This window comes from Ruminococcus sp. RTP21198st1_G1_RTP21198_201120 (assembly GCF_040924265.1).
Classification (GTDB): Bacteria; Bacillota; Clostridia; order Oscillospirales; family Ruminococcaceae; genus Hominimerdicola; species Hominimerdicola aceti.
Genome location: NZ_JBCOMH010000010.1, coordinates 117,477 through 134,558, shown reverse-complemented (window position 1 = coordinate 134,558; position 17,082 = coordinate 117,477). Strand labels below are relative to the sequence as shown.

Annotated in this window: 13 protein-coding genes and 4 tRNA genes; 14 read left to right on the top strand and 3 right to left on the bottom strand. The window is 42.8% G+C overall.

The window, feature by feature from the left end; translation table 11 throughout:
• Positions 1 to 79: 79 nt before the first annotated feature.
• The 8 genes from AB5627_RS08335 to AB5627_RS08300 all read left to right on the top strand — a co-directional run bounded on the left by AB5627_RS08335 (position 80) and on the right by AB5627_RS08300 (position 8,255).
• Positions 80 to 155: transfer RNA gene (locus AB5627_RS08335), tRNA-Lys, on the top strand.
• Positions 156 to 228: 73 nt separating this feature from the next.
• Positions 229 to 303: transfer RNA gene (locus AB5627_RS08330), tRNA-Glu, on the top strand.
• A gap of 71 nt (positions 304 to 374) precedes the next feature.
• A tRNA-Ile gene (locus tag AB5627_RS08325) sits at positions 375 to 451 on the top strand.
• Positions 452 to 464: 13 nt separating this feature from the next.
• Positions 465 to 540: transfer RNA gene (locus tag AB5627_RS08320), tRNA-Trp, on the top strand.
• A 291-nt stretch (positions 541 to 831) separates the two neighbouring features.
• Positions 832 to 1,965 carry a hypothetical protein gene (locus AB5627_RS08315; protein WP_022288250.1) on the top strand — a complete coding sequence of 378 codons (1,134 nt, stop codon included), beginning with the start codon at positions 832 to 834 and terminating at the stop codon, positions 1,963 to 1,965.
• A complete protein-coding gene (locus AB5627_RS08310) occupies positions 1,931 to 5,005 on the top strand; it encodes a hypothetical protein (RefSeq protein WP_265290664.1) in 3,075 nt (1,024 codons plus the stop codon). Before AB5627_RS08315 ends, AB5627_RS08310 begins: the two co-directional genes overlap by 35 nt.
• The gene (locus AB5627_RS08305) at positions 4,953 to 7,481 is read left to right on the top strand and encodes a DUF3962 domain-containing protein (RefSeq protein WP_368369790.1); all 2,529 of its coding nucleotides are present in this window, start codon (positions 4,953 to 4,955) and stop codon (positions 7,479 to 7,481) included. Before AB5627_RS08310 ends, AB5627_RS08305 begins: the two co-directional genes overlap by 53 nt.
• 87 nt (positions 7,482 to 7,568) lie before the next feature.
• Positions 7,569 to 8,255: a hypothetical protein gene (locus tag AB5627_RS08300; protein ID WP_368369789.1), complete on the top strand. Its 687-nt coding sequence runs from the start codon at positions 7,569 to 7,571 to the stop codon at positions 8,253 to 8,255.
• On the opposite strand, the gene AB5627_RS08295 is transcribed toward AB5627_RS08300, so the two are convergent.
• A complete protein-coding gene (locus AB5627_RS08295; protein WP_022288254.1) occupies positions 8,252 to 8,437 on the bottom strand; it encodes a hypothetical protein in 186 nt (61 codons plus the stop codon). The genes AB5627_RS08300 and AB5627_RS08295 overlap by 4 nt on opposite strands.
• Before the next feature lie 234 nt (positions 8,438 to 8,671).
• Here AB5627_RS08295 and AB5627_RS08290 point away from each other — a divergent pair, with 234 nt between their 5' ends.
• From AB5627_RS08290 to AB5627_RS08280, 3 genes are all read left to right on the top strand, one after another.
• A complete protein-coding gene (locus AB5627_RS08290) occupies positions 8,672 to 10,423 on the top strand; it encodes a 1-deoxy-D-xylulose-5-phosphate synthase (protein WP_368369788.1) in 1,752 nt (583 codons plus the stop codon).
• A gap of 16 nt (positions 10,424 to 10,439) precedes the next feature.
• On the top strand, positions 10,440 to 10,976 hold the full coding sequence (locus tag AB5627_RS08285; protein ID WP_022288256.1) for a flavodoxin family protein: 537 nt from the start codon (positions 10,440 to 10,442) through the stop codon (positions 10,974 to 10,976).
• 105 nt (positions 10,977 to 11,081) lie between these two features.
• Positions 11,082 to 11,768, top strand: coding sequence for a DUF2461 domain-containing protein (locus AB5627_RS08280; protein ID WP_022288257.1), 687 nt, complete (start codon positions 11,082 to 11,084; stop codon positions 11,766 to 11,768).
• Positions 11,769 to 12,203: 435 nt separating this feature from the next.
• Here AB5627_RS08280 and AB5627_RS08275 read toward each other — a convergent pair whose 3' ends face one another.
• Positions 12,204 to 13,133 carry an AEC family transporter gene (locus tag AB5627_RS08275; RefSeq protein WP_022288258.1) on the bottom strand — a complete coding sequence of 310 codons (930 nt, stop codon included), beginning with the start codon at positions 13,131 to 13,133 and terminating at the stop codon, positions 12,204 to 12,206.
• A 285-nt stretch (positions 13,134 to 13,418) separates the two neighbouring features.
• On the opposite strand from AB5627_RS08275, the gene AB5627_RS08270 reads away from it, so the two are divergent.
• The 3 genes from AB5627_RS08270 to AB5627_RS08260 all read left to right on the top strand — a co-directional run bounded on the left by AB5627_RS08270 (position 13,419) and on the right by AB5627_RS08260 (position 16,096).
• Complete coding sequence (locus AB5627_RS08270) at positions 13,419 to 14,327, top strand: hypothetical protein (protein ID WP_022288259.1); 909 nt, start codon at positions 13,419 to 13,421, stop codon at positions 14,325 to 14,327.
• A 153-nt stretch (positions 14,328 to 14,480) separates the two neighbouring features.
• Entirely contained in the window at positions 14,481 to 14,936 is a 456-nt protein-coding gene (locus AB5627_RS08265; protein WP_046441579.1) for a CBS domain-containing protein, read from the top strand.
• Between the two features lie 26 nt (positions 14,937 to 14,962).
• Complete coding sequence (locus tag AB5627_RS08260; RefSeq protein ID WP_278643708.1) at positions 14,963 to 16,096, top strand: D-alanyl-D-alanine carboxypeptidase family protein; 1,134 nt, start codon at positions 14,963 to 14,965, stop codon at positions 16,094 to 16,096.
• Between the two features lie 249 nt (positions 16,097 to 16,345).
• Here AB5627_RS08260 and AB5627_RS08255 read toward each other — a convergent pair whose 3' ends face one another.
• Positions 16,346 to 16,999, bottom strand: a complete 654-nt coding sequence (locus tag AB5627_RS08255; protein ID WP_287209557.1) for an HAD family phosphatase — start codon at positions 16,997 to 16,999, stop codon at positions 16,346 to 16,348.
• Positions 17,000 to 17,082: the final 83 nt, after the last annotated feature.

Below are 17,082 nucleotides of genomic sequence, written 5' to 3'. Positions count from 1 at the left end.
ACACAGTAGTTAAGCTCTTCTTCGCCGAAAATACTTGGATGGTAACGTTCCGGTAAGATAGGGTGCTGCCGACACCTATGCACCATTAGCTCAGATGGTAGAGCAACTGACTCTTAATCAGTGGGTCCTGGGTTCGAGTCCCCGATGGTGCACCAAATTTCCCGTAACGGGCAGATATATTTTTGCTCGCTGCGGTTTTTCTTTATATGCTGCGGCTCAGCATTATATGGCCCGTTGGTCAAGCGGTTAAGACTCCGGCCTCTCACGCCGGCATCGGGAGTTCGATTCTCCCACGGGTCACCAATATTTCCTATCGCTTGCGTGAGGTCGTTATGCAAGCTTCTCAAAAAGCTTGCTATTTTTTTGCTCTATTTGGACCATTAGCTCAGTTGGTTAGAGCAACCGGCTCATAACCGGTGGGTCCGGGGTTCGAGTCCCTGATGGTCCACCACATTTTTTTATCTAGGGGTATAGCTCAGTTGGTAGAGCAGCGGTCTCCAAAACCGCGTGCCGAGGGTTCGAATCCTTCTGCCCCTGCCAGAGTGTTTTATAAGTCGTAGTCGTTTTGTCTGCGACTTTTTTTGTTTATCTTCTACAAATTTTGCAGTATCAATTTGTATAAAGATACGAATTATTGGAAACTTATAAATAAAACTATTGACAAAATTATGATGTTGATTTACGATATGAGTGTACACGAAAAACATCATATTTTGACATTGGACAATAATGGTATTCATATCTGCTTTGCTTTAATTGGTATATTAGGTCGCTTTTTGATGTTTTTCAAAAGGTGGCTTTTTTATTTATATGGTAAAAGGAGTGGCAGATTTGAATGAGTTGGATTTTGACTTGATGGTACGATTGATAGCATGTGGGCTGTTTGAGAAACGGCAGTGTAACGATAAGTATAGTTACAGTAGCAAGCTTTTTGCTGGGATAAATAGGCTTGCAGCTTTGGCGGCTGTGAATGAGCAATATGATATGCTTTCAGATCTCCATGAATGTGCTTTTATTGAGAATTATGCTGTGAAGCCCGTGAAAACGTGGTTTGAGGGGTGGAATAATTATTTTGTCAAAATGGTGGAAAAGTTTGATCTTTATCATATAAATGCGCTGATAGAGTTAAGTGAAAATCGTAGATATACTCTCACCGACGATTGCGTTGATCTTATTTCTGATTTAGAGAAAGATTACGCAAATGACTTGGAACAGCGTTACATTTATTCTCTTTTGTCTAAGCTTTCCAACGAGTTGTATGTGGCTGTGCGTCGGTTTATTGTGGAAAATCCAATTTGCGCTGATGAAAAAATGAGTGAATTTAAAATGGAGCATTGTCAAGACTTTAAGATGATAAATAAGATATTCTCGGAAGCCTACGAAAATGTTCCAAACGGGAGTTATGTTTGTCCGAAATGCGGTTGGACAATGACTTTTTATGGTGTGCAGGCACAGTGCTGTAATAAAAGTTGTTTGAAAAATATACCGAAAAAAGATGATTTGAAGCCATTGAGATTTCAGGACGGCAATTGGCGGCTTAGGCATGGTGTTATGAGATATATGTGTTTGCCTGGGCAGTTGGAGTTGAAAATACAGAAAATTGCGGAAAAATGTGGTTGCGGGGCGGAGCTTTGGCCTGACAGAGATAAGTATGATGTAAAGATAACTTTGCCTGACGGGCAGGTTTGGGCTATTGACGCAAAGACCCACAGAAATCCTTATATGCTGAAAAAGAGCATTGAAAATGACTATGTTTTTACTTATACTAAGGCGCAAAAAGTTTTTTATGTTGTGCCTGACGATTGTTTGACGGATTATCCTGATTATTGCAAGATATGCAATGATGCGTTAGGAAGCAGTTTTCCTGATTCAATTGCTAAATGCGTTTCCATGAGAATTTTTTCAAAAGAGCTGAAAGGAGAGGTGGAAGATGTCAAGCTTAGAAACTATCAAAAGAAGTCTTAGAAATTATCTTCCAACTTCTGTGAATATTGATGATTTCATCAAGGCGGAAATGACCCTTGCTCTTTTGGAAAAATGCAAGCCTGAGGGTGACCCCACAAAGGCGTATCTTCTGCTTCATAATTACAGCCTTTTGGGTGAGGTAGTTTGCGATGAAACTGCTTTTCTGCTTCAAAAAGCTCACAGACTTTTACATTCTTGCAGTTCAAAGATGAATTGGGCAAAGGTTCTTGAAAATTACCGCAATGCTCAGTCCGAGTTTTGTTTGTATATTTTTACAGAGAAAATCGAAAAGGGCAGCAAGGTCTTGAAATTTGCCCGAAACACTGAGCTGGCAGTTGAGCCTGACCGTGCGGACGTTTACTTTGAATACATCAGAAAACACAAGGAAGATAGGCATTTTGAGTATGCAAAGGGCGGAAAATACAGCTACAGCATTAAGGACAAAAAAAGCTCCACTGTATATAGCGCTGATGTTAAAATACCTGACCGCACGCCGCAAATGCCTGTAAGTCCTCCGCCTAAGAAAACCAGAAAAAAGATAAGTGTTTCTACAGATGAGTTGCTTGCAAGTGCGGCTGAAATGGCTGAGAAAAAGCCTGATGATTATTGCTATGCTATACTCAAAAGCAACACCCTAAAAGCTGTCACGGAGGGCAATGTTAAGAGGGCGAAAAGGCTTGAGATCGACAAGATAACAAACCTTGTTGGCATGGTCGGTTCAGGAAAATCCACTCTTATGAAAGTGCTGTCTTATCATCTTGCAAAGGCTGATAAAAAGGTCGTTCTTGTGCTTGACACTGTTTCAAGTGTGCTGGAGATGTGTTCTTATTTATCTCAGTTTGGAGTTAGTGTTTCACCTGTGATAGGCAGGAGCGGACGTGAAAAATACATCGATCAGGTGGCGAAAGCTCATGAAAAATATTTGCAAAATGAGTATTCTAAGTATCTCACTGCCCCTTGTATTATCGACGGCATGGCAAAAAATAAGAGCGACAAAAGTTCTGCGCCAATGTTTGGAAACGAGCCGTGCAGGTCGCTTATGAAAAATAAAAAGCACTATAATTGCCCTTATATGGATATTTGCCCTGCGGTGAGAATGTACCGAGATGTTTATACGTCAAATGTTATCGTGACCACTGTGCAGGGGCTTGCGGCGATAAGGCTTTTGGGGGATAACAAGCTGTTTTTGGAATATGTGCTGGAGCAAGCCGACCTTGTGATATTTGATGAATGTGACAAGGTGCAGAAAACACTTGACGAGTTTTTCACACCGTCAGCAAGCTTTGATAAGTTTAGGCAGAATGCGGCGGCTTTGTGCAGTGAAGTCATGAATATGGATACAGAGGTACTTGAGAGCTTGGACGATAATGAAAAAGAATATGTTGATAAGCTTTCTATTTCTGTTAGGGTTTGTATGGCAGTTAGAAATGCTATAAACTCTTACGGCAGCAAGTGGCAGACCATACTTAGCAGGACGTTTTCGGCTGAGATACTTTATAACAGCCTTTGCAAAGATAATAAGGGCAATAAGTATATATCTGACAAGGCGTTGGCTCATATGCGACGTGTGACCCTTGGAATGGATAATGATAAGGATATTGAGTATTTGATGATGCTTGTACTATCTCAACAGAAAGAAAGTAAGAAATTATCCGAAGCATTTAATGATTGGCTCACGGACAATAACTGTAAGCCTGACAAGACTTTTTCTGACCATATCAAGCTTTATCTTGTGGTGGCGTCGTTCGATAATTACATCAGGGAGATAAGTGATTCCTATTTGTTTTTGCCGTATGAGCGGAAAACACAGCAGGAGCTTACTGACTTTTTGTCTACACGTTTTACCGCACAGCAGAAAATTCTCCCTTCATCTGCAATGGGTAATCTTTTCGGCATGAAGAACGATCCGCAAAAGGGGCTTATTCTTTACCGTCAATACGCATTCGGACGTGCGCTTATGGACCGTATGCCTTGGCTTCGGCTCACGGAGGAGGGTCAGCCCGCAGGACCTAATGTGCTGATGCTTTCAGGGTCAAGCTGGGCGGACGGCTGTTTGCAATATCATGTCAATGTGCCTGTGAAGTATCTTCTTGAAGCGGAGGAGTGGAAGCGCAGGAAGATAGCGGAGTCGAAAATGATAGACCTTGGAACGGCTATAAGAGTTTCAGGCAGTGGCAGTGAAGAACGTGAAGAGAACCTTACAGAGGTCATAAAAAAGATAATGGGGACAATAGAAGCGGAGCTTCGCTCTGAGGGAAAACTGCTTATGATAGTGAACAGTTACAGCGAAGCACAAACTGCGGCAAATTATCTCAACAGACTTTTGTCGAATGGAAAGACTGTGGCATGTATGTGCAGGGAAGCAGATGAATTTGACGAGAACATGATACTCAGGAGCGAGATTGCAGACTTTTCAGATCATTCGGCTGATATAATGGTAGCCCCTGCGCAGGCGATAGAGCGAGGTTACAATATCGTTGACAAGGACGGTCATTCGGCGTTTGGAAGCGTATTCTTTTTGGTGCGCCCAATGGAAGTTCCTGACGAGATATCTTCAAAATGCACAAAGTTAAACGGCTATCTTGAAAGACACTGTGTTCTGTCGGGGAAGAAAAACGCTTTTGACAGGGCGGCAAAGCTTCGCAGTGAAGCCACAAGGCAATGGTCGCTCATGGAACGTCAGGGGAAAATGCAGTTAAGCTCTCTTGACCCTGTGATGAAGCTTGACGTAACGGCAAGCTTGTTTGTGCTTATTTTGCAGATATTCGGACGGCTTTGCAGGATAACGGACGAGAGCAAGCCTGCGCCGAGAGTTTATTTTGCAGACGGAGCTTTTCGCCGTTCTGAGAAAAATACTGCAGGCTATGACCTGCTAAACGAGCTTATAGATTATCTTGACAGCATGATTGACAACAAAAAAACGGGAAAGATAGCAGAAACGCTTTATCAGCCGTTTTATGAAGCATTCAAAAAAGGAGTTGAAAAAAATGAATTCGCCGATATATCCGATGACATTTATTCCGAAGAAGAGGAATTTTAAGCTGTATTATCTTGCTTTTCCAAAGCCTTGGAAAGAACTGCTCATACAGTTGCAAGTTTCTGCTAACAAAAAATACGATCCGGAGTATTATATGAAGCTGTTCGGCTTGAAAGCATGCCTGAACGGGTGGCTTGACGAAGTTGTAAACGTGGGCAACATGAAAGCAAATTCTGATGACAGCAGGTGGTTCGTGTCTTTGAACGAGCCTGATGTTCATAAGATATGCAAGATAATGAAAATATGGGTCACGGCAGAATATGAGCTGAATGATAAGGCGACCTCGGAAACAAAGGCGATAGCAGAAAAGTTTAAAAGAGAGATAGACCCTGATGTGCTGAGACATGGTATCACCTCGGAAGAAGTTTGCCTTTTCAACGAGGACGGCACTGCGGCGGTGGACTATGCCTTTGACGCCTTTGCGCTGTATGTGGCGAACTCTCTTAATGGAAAGACCATACCCTTTTTCGGTCAGAAGCTTACGTTCAGCAATTGTGGCTTAAAAAAGCTTGTTAGCCAGCCTATAGAATATAAAGGTCAATACTATTCCTACGGGCTTGAATTTTCAGTTCAGACAACTCCGCCCCAGCGTGAGTGTATGCTTCTTGTTTTTCCAAGCGTGAAACGCTTTGTTTCAAATGCGTGGAAAAAGAAGATATATCTTAAAGAGAACATAAACGCTCTTGTGAAAATGTCTGAAAATAAATACAGAGTTATGAAAATGAAGCAGCAGCGAAAAAATATTGATAAAGAAAAGACAGAATATTTTCGTGATTGGAACTATGCTGACATAAACTGCTATGGGTTGTATCATAATAACTCAAATTTTCCTGCGGCGGACGAGGTGCTTAAACACCCTGAAATTTATGTGGGCAAAAATGCGAGACCGCAGATACTTTTGCCTTATAAATTCGGCATGGATTTCACTAATATGAATATCGGCACGGGCGTGTCTGTAAAGGAAAAATGTGAGTTTTATCATCAGCTGACGCCGCTTCTGAAAGATATAGCAGAGCCTATGGGCGAGGTGAAGTCTGTGCGGGCGATACATTATAATAAGCCTGACAAAAAGAAATTTGAGGCGGCTGATATCCAGAAAATGCGCAGAGAAAGGCTGAAAGTCTGCACGGGCAGGGATAAGATCACTCTTGAGATATACGGTCATGACAGCGACGAGCCTTTAAAAAACGCTATTATGGAGGATATCTGCCAGTATTTTGGCGACACGGACGGCTCAGATGTGAAAATAGAGATAGAAAAGCGCAGTATAGGCTCTCTTGGGGATATGATGAACGGCAAAAGCTATGAAGACCACCTTTTGCGCATAAAAAGGGTGCAGGAAAGCGTTGAGAAGTCGGCTGAGATAAAGGGCGCGGTGGTTATCCTGAAAAACACTTCTGAGGAAAAGGGCGACCCGAAAGCCGCACTGAGGGCAGGTTTTGCGGACACAAATCGCCTTACGCAGTTTATTGTCCCTGATGTTTTAGATGAGAAAGCTAAGGATAAGCCTTCAAAAAGCAGGATACATGGAGCGGTGCTGGATATTTTCAGACAGTTTGGATACACGGAATTTGCTGACAACAGGAACACAGTGAAAAATCCTGCCTGCGCCGCTGATGTGATAGGTGTGTATGCTTATCAGACTTTAAGACCTTTGTGGGCGGCTGAAAGCAAATCGCCGGAGTTGACGGCTAAGTTTCTGCCTGCGTATGTGACTTTCAACGCACGAAGCGGACAGGTAAAAGCCGAGTGCGGTCTGTTTGATGAAAGAGAGCTTTCTTATCCCGAAGCGCTTATTGCTTTTTCAAAGCTTTCAAGAAAGGACGATTTTGTAGACAAGTGCAATAAAGTCGCAAGGGGTGGATTTGTCACTAAGCTTTTGGGCTTGAGAGATCTTTATAAGGAAAGCGACGGACTTGTGCTTGTTTCTTGCAATGGTTTGACAAGAAATTTGTGGCATGGAATATCTGACACAAGCATTTCAGGCTACAATATGAAAAAGGCTTTTATTCCTGAGAAAATAAAGATAGGCAATTCTTATGCTGAAAGAACGGAAGCTTTTACAGACTCTCATCTTAGGATTATCCGTTTAAGAGAGGGCGTAAGCACTTTGGAAGTGCCTGATTATTATACTGAAATAAATGCAAAGGGCGAATTTAAGCAGGCTTCGGGAGTTTATCGCAGAAAAGATGTTTTCTGGGGAATAGAATCACGCCCTGGAAATATTGAGTATAAAAGGAGCTATAAAAAATGCAGGGCAGATAAACCGACATTGAACTTTGACGAATGCGCCCTTATGGAATATTATCCTCTGCAACTCAGGGAGGAGGACAACCCTAAGCAGTGGGTGGGATATGCAAATCTGCTGAGAGAGCTTATGCCTGAAAACCCCTCTAGGCAAGCTGTCCGCCTGCCTGCGCCGTTGCACCTCGCCAAACTCATGAGCGAATATTTTCTTCTTTGCGACAAAGAGAAATAGTCTTATTTACCTCAAACGGAAACATAATAGAATATAATAAAAGCAGTACCGAAATGCTTGGCACTGCTTCTAAGAAAGGAAATTCATATGATATACAAAATAACCTTGTTTGACGCCAACTGTCCCTCATGCACAAGCGGCACAGCTTCGTTTTTTACTGAGGATATCGACGAATTTGAACACAATTATTTTTCTGATGAAAATGTGGAATCGAACCAGCTTGAAGCGCAGAAACAACGCTATTTCCGCAGTAAGGCAGGGGAAATTGTCACCGACTATTACTCCGATGACCCTGAGCTGAATATTTTTCAGTATGCAGAATATGGCACTATCGAAAAGCGAAAGACTTTTCATTACGAAGACAAGATCTTTGAGTTTCACAACGGATATTTAATTTCTTGCCCTATATACGCCGCAGAAGCTATTGTCGAGCTGGCGCAGATAGCGTTTAAAAAGAACCCTGATGAGGAGGGTGAAAAGTATCTTGTGGCAAGATATTCACTGAGCGGAGTGTGCTGTGTGGGTTCTTCTTTGGATAAGTTCGAGGACTGCACCCCTTATGGAAATCCTATTATCAAGACCTGCTATCCTGAAGATCTGCCGTACAAAGGTGAAAAAGAAATCTATTCTGATTGCAAACTGTCAACATTTGCATGGGTGGAGCTGTATCAAGACTGTTTCAATGGCGACAATGTCAACGGCTATGAGATAGAAGAGCCTACAGAAGAACAGCTTGCGTGGATAATGCGTGATATTCCAGGGGAGGCAGGCTAGTCTGCAGTGATGACACTGCCTATATCAATATCGTTTTCTCTGAGATATCGGTCAGCTATTTTCAACCATTTTTGTGTGCCGTCAGAGCTTTCGATCAAAACACTGCACATGAGTTCGCTGTCCTCCGGTATGCCCTCGCAGCCGTAATCCTCTTCACTTATGTCTATAACTTTGTATTTCATGCTTTCAAGACCTTTCCGGTGTGATATTGGTGATACTATAATTATAGCACGGCATTAATTTTTTTCAAGAGAAATATACTAAGCACGGCACATGACCGTGCTTTTTTGTTAGGTCGATTGTTAATAAAATGTAAAATATCTCTACAACCTGTTGACTTGGAGCTAACTCCAGGTGGTACAATATAAGTAAGCTAAAGCTAAGAAAAATTATAAGTAAAACAGGAGGAAATGAAAATGTATCTTGAAAAAATAAACTCACCTGCTGACGTTAAAAAGCTCACTGTTGATGAAATGACAGCGCTGGCTGAGGAAATGAGAAAGGCTCTGCTTTTCAGGCTCAGCAAGCATGGTGGACATTTTGGTCCTAACTTCGGCATGGTGGAAGCCACTATTGCAATGCACTATGTTTTTGAGTCCCCCAAGGACAAGATAGTTTTTGACGTTTCACATCAAAGCTATCCGCATAAAATGCTCACAGGCAGAAAGGAGTCCTACCTTGACGCTGACAAGTTCGATGATATCTCAGGCTACACAAACCCAGAGGAGAGCGAGCATGACTTTTTTACGGTTGGCCATACTTCCACTTCTGTGAGCCTTGCAAGCGGTCTTGCAAAGGCCAGAGATCTCAAGGGCGAGGAGGGCAATGTTATCGCTGTTATCGGCGACGGCTCTCTCAGCGGTGGCGAAGCTCTGGAGGGTATCGACTTTGCAGGGGAAATGGATACAAACTTCATAATCATTGTGAACGATAACGATATGTCTATCGCAGAAAACCATGGCGGTATGTACAGAAATCTCAAGCTTCTCCGTGATACTGATGGCAAGGCTGAATGTAACCTTTTCAAGGCAATGGGTCTTGACTATGTTTTCGTTAAGGACGGCAATGATATTCCTTCGCTTATTGAGGCTTTTGAGGGCGTAAAGGACAGCAAAAAGCCTGTTGCCGTTCACATTGTAACACAAAAGGGCAAGGGCTATGCTCCTGCGGAAAAGGATAAGGAAACATGGCACTGGCATATGCCGTTCGACCCTGAAACAGGCAAGTCCCTTTACGATGCTGAGGGCGAGGATTACGGAACTGTTACCTGCAATTATCTTCTTGAGAAAATGCAGGCTGACAAGTCCGTGTGTGCTATAACCTCCGCTACTCCAACGGTTTTCGGCTTCACTCCTGATGTCAGAAAGAAAGCAGGCAAGCAGTTTATGGACGTGGGCATTGCAGAGGAACACGCAATGGCACTTGCCTCAGGTATAGCAAAGAACGGTGGGAAGCCTTTCTACGGCGTTTACAGCTCGTTCTTACAGCGTACCTACGACCAGCTTTCTCAGGACGTTTGCATAAATAAAAGTCCTGTTACAATAGCTGTTTTTGCGGCTTCGGTTTACGGCATGAGTGACGTTACTCACCTTGGAATTTACGATATACCGATGATATCAAATATCCCTGAGCTTGTTTATCTTGCACCTGTAACAAAGGAAGAATATCTTGCAATGCTGGATTGGTCCCTTGAACAGAACGAACACCCTGTTGCAATAAGAGTTCCTGCAAGCCTTGTTTCAGACGGCAAGCCTTTCACAAAGGATCTTTCAAAGCTCAACAAGTATGAGATGACACAGAAGGGAAGTCAGGTGGCTGTTATCGCACTGGGTTCATTCTACGGCTTGGGCGTTGAAGCCGCAAAGATTATCGAGGAAAAAACAGGCGTTAAGGCTACTGTAATAAACCCTTACTACATCACAGGCATTGACAAGGAAATGCTTGAAAGCCTTAAGGCTGACCACAAGACCATTATCACTCTTGAGGACGGTGTTCTTGAGGGCGGCTTTGGCGAGAAGATAGCAAGATTCTATGGCAACAGTGATGTAAAGACCCTTTGCTTTGGTCTTGAAAAGAAGTTCTATGACCGCTATGACCCTGCCGAGGTGCTGAAAGAAAATCATCTTACTCCTGAGCAGATAGCCGATGACGTTATAAAGACACTTTGATATTTGAGGTGATAATATGAAAAATATACTTGTTATATCCGCAAGCCCTAGAAAGGGCGGAAATTCCGACGTGCTTTGCGATGAGTTCATAAAGGGTGCACAGCAGGCAGGACACAAGGCGGAAAAAATATTTCTCAGGAACTTTAAGGTGAACTACTGCACAGGCTGCGGCGTTTGCAACAGCACTCACAAGTGCGTGCAGAAAGACGATATGGCGGAGATAATGGACAAAATGGTGAACGCTGACGTTATCGTTTTTGCAACGCCTGTTTATTTCTACACCATGGACGCTCAGCTCAAGACACTCATTGACAGAACAGTGCCGAGATACACTGAAATGGTAAATAAAGAAGTGTATTATATACTCACTGCGGCTGATACCAATGCCGCTAACCTTGAAAAGACAGTTGAGAGCATAAGGGGATTTACTCTTGACTGTCTTGACGGGGCTGTTGAAAAGGGTATCCTTTACGGCACAGGCGTGTGGGACAAGGGCGAAGTGCAGAGCAGTGCACACATGAAAACCGCTTACGAAATGGGACTTCATTCATAAAATCCATTTGGAAGAGAGCTTGCTTTGGCAGGCTCTTTTTTCTTGATTAAAAATGCAAATCGTGATATACTATAATAAGTTTAGAAACATCAAGGAGAGAGAAAAATGTTATTTAGTGAAGAGGCTATCGGCTTTTTATTTGAAAATCACACGAGAGATAGCAAGGAATGGTTCAAGGAGCATAAGGCGGATTATCACAGGCTCATAGAAGAGCCTTTTGCAGAGCTTATCACTGCGCTCACACCTATAATGAACGATATTGACAGCAGGATAGTATGCAACCCGAAAAAGATATCAAGGCTTTACAAAGACGCACGTTACAACAAGGGCGGACCGATATTCAGAGAGAGCGTGTGGTGTTCTTTGAAATGCCAGCGTGACAAAAGCGAATATCACCCCATGCCTGAGTTTTATTTCTATATCTCTACCCATGGTTTCGGCTATGGTTGTGGATATTACAAAACCGACAGAGAAAGCATGGACGAAATGAGGGCGATGATACTTGCAGGGGCGCAGGAATATAAAAAGGCTTACAAGGCGCTGAAAGACAACAGCAAGTTTGTTTTGTTCGGTGACGAGTATAAGCGTGACCATTTTCCAAATGCTAGCCGTGAGGACGCTTTGTGGCTCAATAAAAAGGATATCGGTGTAAGCTGTGACAGTGAAGACCCTAAGCTGCTTTTCAACGTGAACTTGCTGGACACAGTATGCAGTGACCTTGCTTCTCTTGGAGATGTATACAGATTTTTTATGAGGGCGGAGGATAATATTTTGCAGAAAAAAGTAAAATAGCGGAGAAATTGTGTCTTGTTTGAGAATGCTTTCTGACAATTTTGTGTAAAACGCTATAAATTTTCTGGTTGTTTTATTGAAATATACAATTTATATGCTATTTGTTCAAAGAAATATTGACAGTGAATTGATTATATGTTATACTTTTATTATCCGAGGCACCGATGAAGTAAGGTGTATACTATGGGTGGATAAAAAATTATAAAGGCAAGACGTTTGAAATCTCTTTAAACGGTGTTGTCATGAAGGGGATCAGTGTGTGCGGCAGGCTTTTTATAGAATTACCTGCGGTGCAGCAAAAAGAGTGATAAAAAAATGCTCTCCGAGGTTTTCGGAAAGCATTGCAGAGCGTAGCTTATTTATCTTTTCACAGCCTGTGCAGCGAAATGCTGACAGGTCTTTTTGTTTATATGGATATGTTTGCTTAGGCTGACTTTAAATATGATATGTAAGTCTGTCGGCAAAGATAGTTATAAGCGGCAGAGTTACAGCACTGAGGATAGTGGTGACTGTAAAGATCTCTGAGGCTGTTTTAGGGTCTTTGTCAAGGTTTACAGCGAACATTGTACACATGGTCGCTGCAGGGCAGGCGGCGGCTATGGTAACTGTCATAAGAACTATCGGAGGAGGATCAAGTATCCACATTGCAAAGAAGCCTGCCACAGGGAGTATTATGAGCTTGCACAGTGAAACGTAGTAGATACGGCGGTTTTGAAGGGCTTTCAAAACGTTGGTCTGTGCGGCTGTTGCACCTGCTATCACCATGGCGATAGGCGTGTTCATATCTGCTATGTACTGCAAAGCTGTTGCAGGAACTTTCGGCAGTCTGACATTTGTAAGATAGCAAATAAGACCGACCACAACGGCTATAACTGACGGTGAGATAAGGGCTTTCACAAGAGAAGAAAAGTCACGCTCGCCTTTCATTGTCATAAGTCCGTGCGTCCAGATAAGGACGTTGAAGAACGTAAGATACGCTGTAAGATACAAAACGCCCTCTGAGCCGTAAATGCCGTTTATAAGGGGTATGCACATGAATGCACAGTTTGAATATATTGACGAAACACGCTCCACCGCAAGGTCGGGAGTCTTTTTTCTTATAAGAACATAGGTGAGCAAGATAGTCACTGCATAGGATATCGCTGACAGCAGAAACGACCACAGCAGACCATGAACAAGGGTCTTGTCATATTTTGACTGATAGGACATGAATATAAGCACAGGATTGATTATATTCAGTGCGAATGAGGACAACTGTTTTGTACCGTCCTTTGTGATTATCCCTTTTAAATAGCAAAATGCGCCTATAATAAGGATGATGAACATTATTATTATTTGGTTTCCGATTATCAGACCTGCTTCCATTCTTTACTTCCTCTTTCACATATATTTTTCTTCTTTAGGTGCTCTTTCGTCAGAATACCCAAATATTATATCAGACTTTTGTGAAAAAAGCATGAACTCACAGTATACATTGATAGGTGATTTTTGTGATTTTTATGTGCGTAAATAAGGTAAAATAGCAAATAATTCACCGATCTTTACGCTCTGCCTTATCTCTTGACATAAAAGTTTAAGGGGTGTATAATGTTAAGAGCAGTATTGTCTTGAAAAAGAAATATAGTACATGGTCTGAAAGGATATTTACATATGGACATAAAGAAAATATGTGCGGCTCTCTGCGCTTGCGTGGTATGCTTGTGTGCAGCGGGCTGTTCAAAGGATAGTAAGGACAGCTCTTCTGCCACAGAGAGCAAGGCGAACGTTTCAACAGCCGACAATGCCGACAGCGCAAAGTCTGAGGACAGCAAGGGTAACGAGAGTGATGCGGATAGTAAGGTATTGAACGAGCAGGGTGAGCTTATTAAAAAAACTGCTGCGATCTTTGACGGTGACTACACTCTGAAAACGACCTGCACAGAGGCCGACGGCTCAAAGCAGGAGGTAGTAAGAGCCAAAAAGGGCGGAAACATCTATCTGAAAGTCACATCGGATATAGGCACCAGCGGATTTATCTATGTTGACGGAGCAGGATATGATTACGATAACGTGACCGGTGTTTATCACAAGTCAGACGTGACGGAGCTTGACGGTGTTCTTGAAAGCATAGTCAAGCAAAACCTGCCGAGAACCTATGGTCATATAAACAGTGATGAGGCGGATGATTTCGATATCGAGGAGTACACTTATACGGGCGACACATACATTACTGCTATCGACCTGTATTTTGATAAATCTGACGGAAGCTTAAAAAAATACACGCAGACCTTTACCATTGAAGGCTCAGATGATACAGTTTCAGAATACACTGTTGACGAGCTTTCAGGGGACGCTGACGACAGCCTGTTTGACGTATCTCAGGCGACAAGTCTTGTGGACTTTGACAGTATGTCAGAGGATCAGAGGCTTGGCTATTGTCAGGGTATCTTAAACAAAGCAGGCGTTACAACAGACGATCTCAGTGCAGGGGGATATCAGACGGACGATCTTAAGACCATATCCTATGACAGTTTTGTGAGCATTGTTTACACATACGGCTACAAGTCTGCACAGCAGTAAGTCAAAATGCACAATTTCAGCGTGGAGATTTGTTGAAAACGCAGGGCGGAAAATGCCCTCTCTATGCTTTACTTGTATGCGTTTTTTTGGTATAATTATAGGTGCGGTCGTTACCGCATAAAAACGTATGCTTACAAGAGGATATATATATAAATGAATATACTAAAGTTTTTGAAGCCGAAGGCTTGCGTGGATTTTGTCTATGATGACAACACAGCAAGGCAGGCTCTTGAGAAAATGAAAAATCACAGCTTTACCGCTGTGCCTGTTATCGACCGTGAGGGCAGATATGTAAAGACCCTTGCAGAGGGCGACTTTCTGTGGTTCATGCTCAATAATGGCATTCAGGATATGCGTGAGCTGGAAAAATATAAGATAAGCGAGATAACAAGGCGTGTTAGAATGAAACCCGTCTATGTTTATTCTACTATCGAGGATCTGATACTTCTTTCAATGGATCAGAACTTTGTGCCTGTTATTGATGACAGGGAAGTTTTTATAGGTATTGTGACGAGAAGAGATATACTTAAATATTGTCACGATACTCTTAACGAGTATGAAGCGAAATATGGTCATAAGGAAGAAAAAGAGGAGATAGGTGCAGTATAAGCACCAGGAAAGGAATTGTTGTAAAAATGAAGAGGACAAACAAAAAGGGCGGTGCAGCTATAGTTGCTGTGCTTATAGTTATAATGCTTGTGGCTGTTGGCTCGGCGGCACTGGTGGTGACAGGAAGATATACCATTCAGGCAAGCAAGGTGGCAGACGCAGTTGTTAAGGTGAACAGCAAACCTGAGGAAAGCTCTTCTGAGGAGGTTTCAGAGGTTGACGACCTTTCATCAGTTGTGGAAGAGCCTGTGAGCAATTATCCTGTGAAGTCTGCAAATTATCAGGATATAAATATAAAGGGTATGACAGCAAACTCAGCTATACTTGTTGACGCTGACACAAACGAGATAGTTGCAGGTTATAATTACGAGAAAAAGGTATATCCTGCTTCTCTTACAAAGATGCTTACGCTTCTTGTAGCCGCAGAGAATATTCAGGATATGGACGCTACATATAAGTTCACAAGCGATGATATCGACCCTCTTATCGAGGACAACGCATCAAGAGCAGGCTTTGAAGCCGGAGAAACTGTTACAATGAAAGACCTGCTTTATTCAGCTATCCTTGTGAGCGGTGCTGACGGCACAACAGGTCTTGCAAACGCAGTTGCAGGCTCAGAGGAGAAGTTCGTTGAGCTTATGAACGCTAAGATCCAGGAGCTTGGTCTTACTGGCACGAAGTTTGTGAATGCAAGCGGTCTGCACAACAAAAATCATTATTCCACAGTGCAGGATATCGCAGTTATCACAAAGGCGGCTATGGATAACGAAACTTGCCGTGAAGTGCTTACAGCAACAAAGTACACAACTTCAAAGACAAAACAGCACAAGGACGGTATCGAGCTTACAAGCATTGTTGCACAGAGAATTGAGGGCTACTATGTGGATTGTGACGGTGACGGCGAGGCTGACGACGGCATAAGCATCGAGGGCGGAAAGACAGGCTTTACCGACGAAGCAAAGTACACCCTTTCAACTATACTTGATGATAACGGACACACATATATTTGTGTTACAACAAAGTCTAAGGACGAGCTGAAGGCTGTTGAGGATCAGATAGCTATTTATGAAAAGTATCTGGGCGGCAAGGCTTCTGATAATAAAGACAAGGACAGCAAGACGGATACTGACACGTCTTCTGTTTCTGAGGTCGAGGATTAATTAGATAGGATAAAAAATAAATGCGGATATCGTGGAGGTATCCGCATTTTTGTATTTTATTTTGCAAATCAGTGTAGTCAGTGTAGGGGCGAACAGCGTTCGCCCGTCGAAGTGATAAAGCTATCGGTTTTACTATCCCTATGTAGCGTTTGTGTCAATTCGTGTAACATTGTATCAATTTTTATAGGGTTTTTACAAAAAGCGGGCGAACAATGTTCGCCCCTACATGGATTGACAGAATATATCATATCACACAAGCTTTTGTATCACGCCTATGACCTTGGAAAGGTCATCACAGCAGGCATACAGAAGCTTTTTTGTTTCCTCGTCAGGCTGTGAAAGGTCGGGTATCATAATAGGTTTGCAGCCTGCGGCGTGGGCGGAGCGTATGCCGTTTGGTGAGTCCTCGAGGGCAATGCACTCGCTAGGGTCAAGCTCCAGCTCCTTTGCGGCGGCGAGATAAATATCAGGGGCAGGCTTGCCGTTTTCTATCATGTTTCCGCAGATAAGCTTGTCAAATCTGTCAATGATATTTATAGAGCTGAGATACAGCGTGGTGCGCTGTAGGTCGGTGGCAGTGGCAACGGCTTTTTTTAGGCCTGTGCTGTCAAGATAGTCAAGAAGCTCATCAAGCCCTTTTTTCTTTTCTATGCCGTTTTGCCTGATAAACTCGTTCATAAGCTCGATACGCTTTGCACGAACTTTGTAGTAATCAAAATCCTCTCCGAAAATGCCTTTAAGATGTGGGATAGCATACTTCGCTGCAAGAGAGCGTATGCCCAGAACGTGTTCCTTTGTCATTGGATAGCCGTAATGATTCGCCGCCTCACACCAAAACCTTGTGAGCAGCTTTTCCGTATCTATCATTAGTCCGTCCATATCAAATATAACGCCTTTGAGCATTTTTATCACGCCTTTCCAACTTGGTATCTGTTATTATATCACACTTTTGACAAGTTTTCAATAAAACTGCACAAATTAGAGGT